Origin of the sequence: Mesorhizobium sp. M5C.F.Ca.IN.020.29.1.1 (genome assembly GCF_003997375.1) — a bacterium.
Taxonomy (GTDB): domain Bacteria; phylum Pseudomonadota; class Alphaproteobacteria; order Rhizobiales; family Rhizobiaceae; genus Mesorhizobium; species Mesorhizobium wenxiniae.
Window position 1 is genome coordinate 1 of sequence record NZ_RZSW01000649.1, and the last position, 2928, is coordinate 2928.

2 protein-coding genes are annotated in these 2928 nt (G+C 61.0%); both read left to right on the forward strand.

From position 1 onward, the window contains the following. Positions 1-398 (forward strand): AbrB family transcriptional regulator (locus EOA85_RS31485; protein WP_164760005.1); only part of this gene is annotated, 398 nt, incomplete at its 5' end. Positions 399-861: 463 nt separating this feature from the next. Then, entirely contained in the window at positions 862-2601 is a 1740-nt protein-coding gene (gene leuA, locus EOA85_RS31495) for a 2-isopropylmalate synthase (protein WP_127212338.1), read from the forward strand. Positions 2602-2928: the final 327 nt, after the last annotated feature.

Sequence of the window (2928 nt, forward strand, 5' to 3'; positions counted from 1 at the left end):
CTGCTGTGCATCTCGGACTAGGCGTGCCGATGCAGTTGCCGCCTTGGCTGCTTGCCCTCGGCTATACGATGATCGGCTGGACCATCGGCCTGAATTTCACCAGGGCAATTCTGCAGCACGCGACGCGGGCGCTGCCGCAGATCGTCGGTTCGATCATCATCCTCATCGCCTTCTGCGGCGGTCTCGGCTTCATGATCAGTCATGTGCTCGGCATCGATCCGCTGACCGCCTATCTGGCGACCAGCCCCGGCGGCATGGACAGCGTCGCCATCATCGCCGCCGCCGCACAGCACGTCGACATCTCCTTCGTCATGGCGCTGCAATCGGCCCGCTTCCTCGTCGTGCTGCTGGTCGGACCGAGCGTGGCGCGGCTGGTGGCGCGAAGTCTGAGGGAATAGAGGTAATTTGCGGCTCCAGAAAGACCTGCGGCGCTGTCACCTAAATGGATCAGGCGCGACGCAATCTGCTCGCGGCCGCTGAAGGACCAGCCCAAGTCGCGCAGGACTGCGTCGTGTAGGTATAGGAAACGCCAGTCGTTCGGCCCCACTTGCCTCTCTTTGGCTGCTCCTGTATGAAAACCGCCATGATCAACCGCGCCACCTCCGTCGCTTCCCGTCAGACCGGCTTTGCTGGCGAGACCGTGCGCGCGCTTGCTTCCGCTCTGCTGCTTCTCGGCCTTATCGGCGATCGCCGGGTTCGCTGAAGGAGCGCCCGGCGGTCGAACCGCCGCTCACGCGCATGCTCCTTGGCCAGTCTCAAAATTGGCAAGTCACATCAAACGAATGAACATCTGGTAAAGGCGCCGCTCGGCACCAAATCCGCCTGAAGGCCGGATCCCGCGAGCCGCCGGGAGAGACGACAATGAACGCACGAGAAGAGATCCGCGCAGACAGCGGGGAGATGGGCAAGGATGCAGCCCGGGGCATGCCGGAGGCAGCCCGGAAATACCAACCCTACCCGACGGTCGGTCTCACCGACCGCATTTGGCCTTCGAAGGTCATCGACAAGGCGCCGATCTGGTGCTCGGTCGACCTGCGCGACGGCAACCAGGCGCTGATCGACCCGATGGGCCACGAGCGCAAGGCGCGCATGTTCGCCCTGCTCCTCGACATGGGCTTCAAAGAGATCGAGATCGGCTTCCCGTCGGCCTCGCAGACCGATTTCGATTTCGCCCGCTGGTGCATCGAAGAGGGCAATGTCTCAGCCGATGTCTCACTGCAGGTACTGGTGCAGTGCCGACCGGAACTGATCACACGCACCTTCGAGGCGCTGCAGGGCGCCACCAACCCGATCGTGCATTTCTATAATTCGACCAGCGAATTGCAGCGCCGCGTCGTCTTCGAGAAGGACGTTGCCGGCATCAGGCGGATCGCCACCGATGCGGCCAAGATGATCACCGACATGGCGGCGAAGGCCGGCGGCGGTTATCGTTTTGAATATTCGCCGGAGAGCTTTACCGGCACCGAGCTCGAAGTGGCGCTGGAAATCTGCAACGCCGTCACCGAAATCGTGAAGCCGACGGCGGAAAACAAGCTGATCATCAACCTGCCGTCCACGGTCGAGATGTCGACACCCAACATCTATGCCGATCGCATCGAATGGATGTGCCGCAATCTCGACAACCGCGAGAACCTGCTCATTTCGTTGCATCCGCACAACGACCGCGGCACCGGCGTTGCCACCACCGAACTCGGTCTGATGGCGGGTGCGGACCGCGTCGAAGGCACGCTGTTCGGCAATGGCGAGCGCACCGGCAATGTCGACATCGTCACGCTGGCGCTCAACATGTACACGCAAGGCGTCGATCCCGAGCTCGACTGCTCCGACATCAATCGGATGAAGGACGTCTATGAATATTCGAACCAGTTGAAGATCCCCGAGCGCCATCCCTATGTCGGCGAGCTCGTCTATACGGCCTTTTCAGGCTCGCACCAGGATGCCATCAACAAAGGCATGAAGGCGTTGCGCAAGGCCAACACGCCGTACTGGGAAGTGCCTTATCTGCCGATCGACCCGGCCGATGTCGGGCGCAATTACGAGGCGATCATCCGCATCAACTCGCAGTCCGGCAAGGGCGGCATCGCCTATGTGCTGCAGGCGGACTACGGCCTCAACCTGCCGCGCAACCTGCAGATCGAGTTCAGTCAAGCGATCCAGGCGATCACCGACGCCGAAGGCAAGGAGGTGCCGGCCAAGCGCATCTATCAGCGCTTTCTCGACACCTATGTCGATCAGCCCGGCGCGCGGCTGAAGTTCCTCGACCACCACACCTATCCGGACCTTGAGACCAAGGGGCGGCGTGCGGTGGAGGCCATCATCCTCGACAGGGGCAAGGAGGTGACGATTTCAGGCTCCGGAACCGGCCCGATCGACGGCTTTGTCGACGCGCTGTCGCGCCATGTCGGCGTGCCGATGTCGGTGCTCGACTATTCGGAGCACTCCATGCAGCGCGGCTCGAATGCCTCGGCCATCTCCTATGTCGAGATGGAGCATCCCGGCGGCAAGCTGTTCGGCGCCGGCATCAACACCAACATCGTGGCCGCTTCGCTGGAAGCCGTGGTTTCCGCCGCCAATCGCATTGTCGGCCGAAAGGTCGAGTAGAGCAATCCCAGGAAAAGTGTGTAGCGGTTTTCCGTCCGAATTGCGTAAAAACAAATACTTAGAGCCGTTCGTCGGTTCTACCAAAGATGAACCGCTCTAGACAAGCTGTCGAAAGCTAACAGCGCTGGAGCAAGATGAACCCACATGGTATCTTCTTGCTCTGGCCTTTCGCGCCATTAACCACCGGAAAATTATCCGGTGGGGTACGCGATCGCATAATGGATGCATGCTTGTATGGCAGTGCAGGCTCTATATGATTGCGTCTCAACCTGTGCCGACTTCGAAAGGATCGACACTTGCAGCATGCCACGCCTGCCGCCCCCGCAG

Bases quoted from the DNA above. Each gene is read 5' to 3' on its own strand.
- leuA (WP_127212338.1), top strand. From the start codon at position 862: ATGAACGCACGAGAAGAGATCCGCGCAGACAGCGGGGAGATGGGCAAG.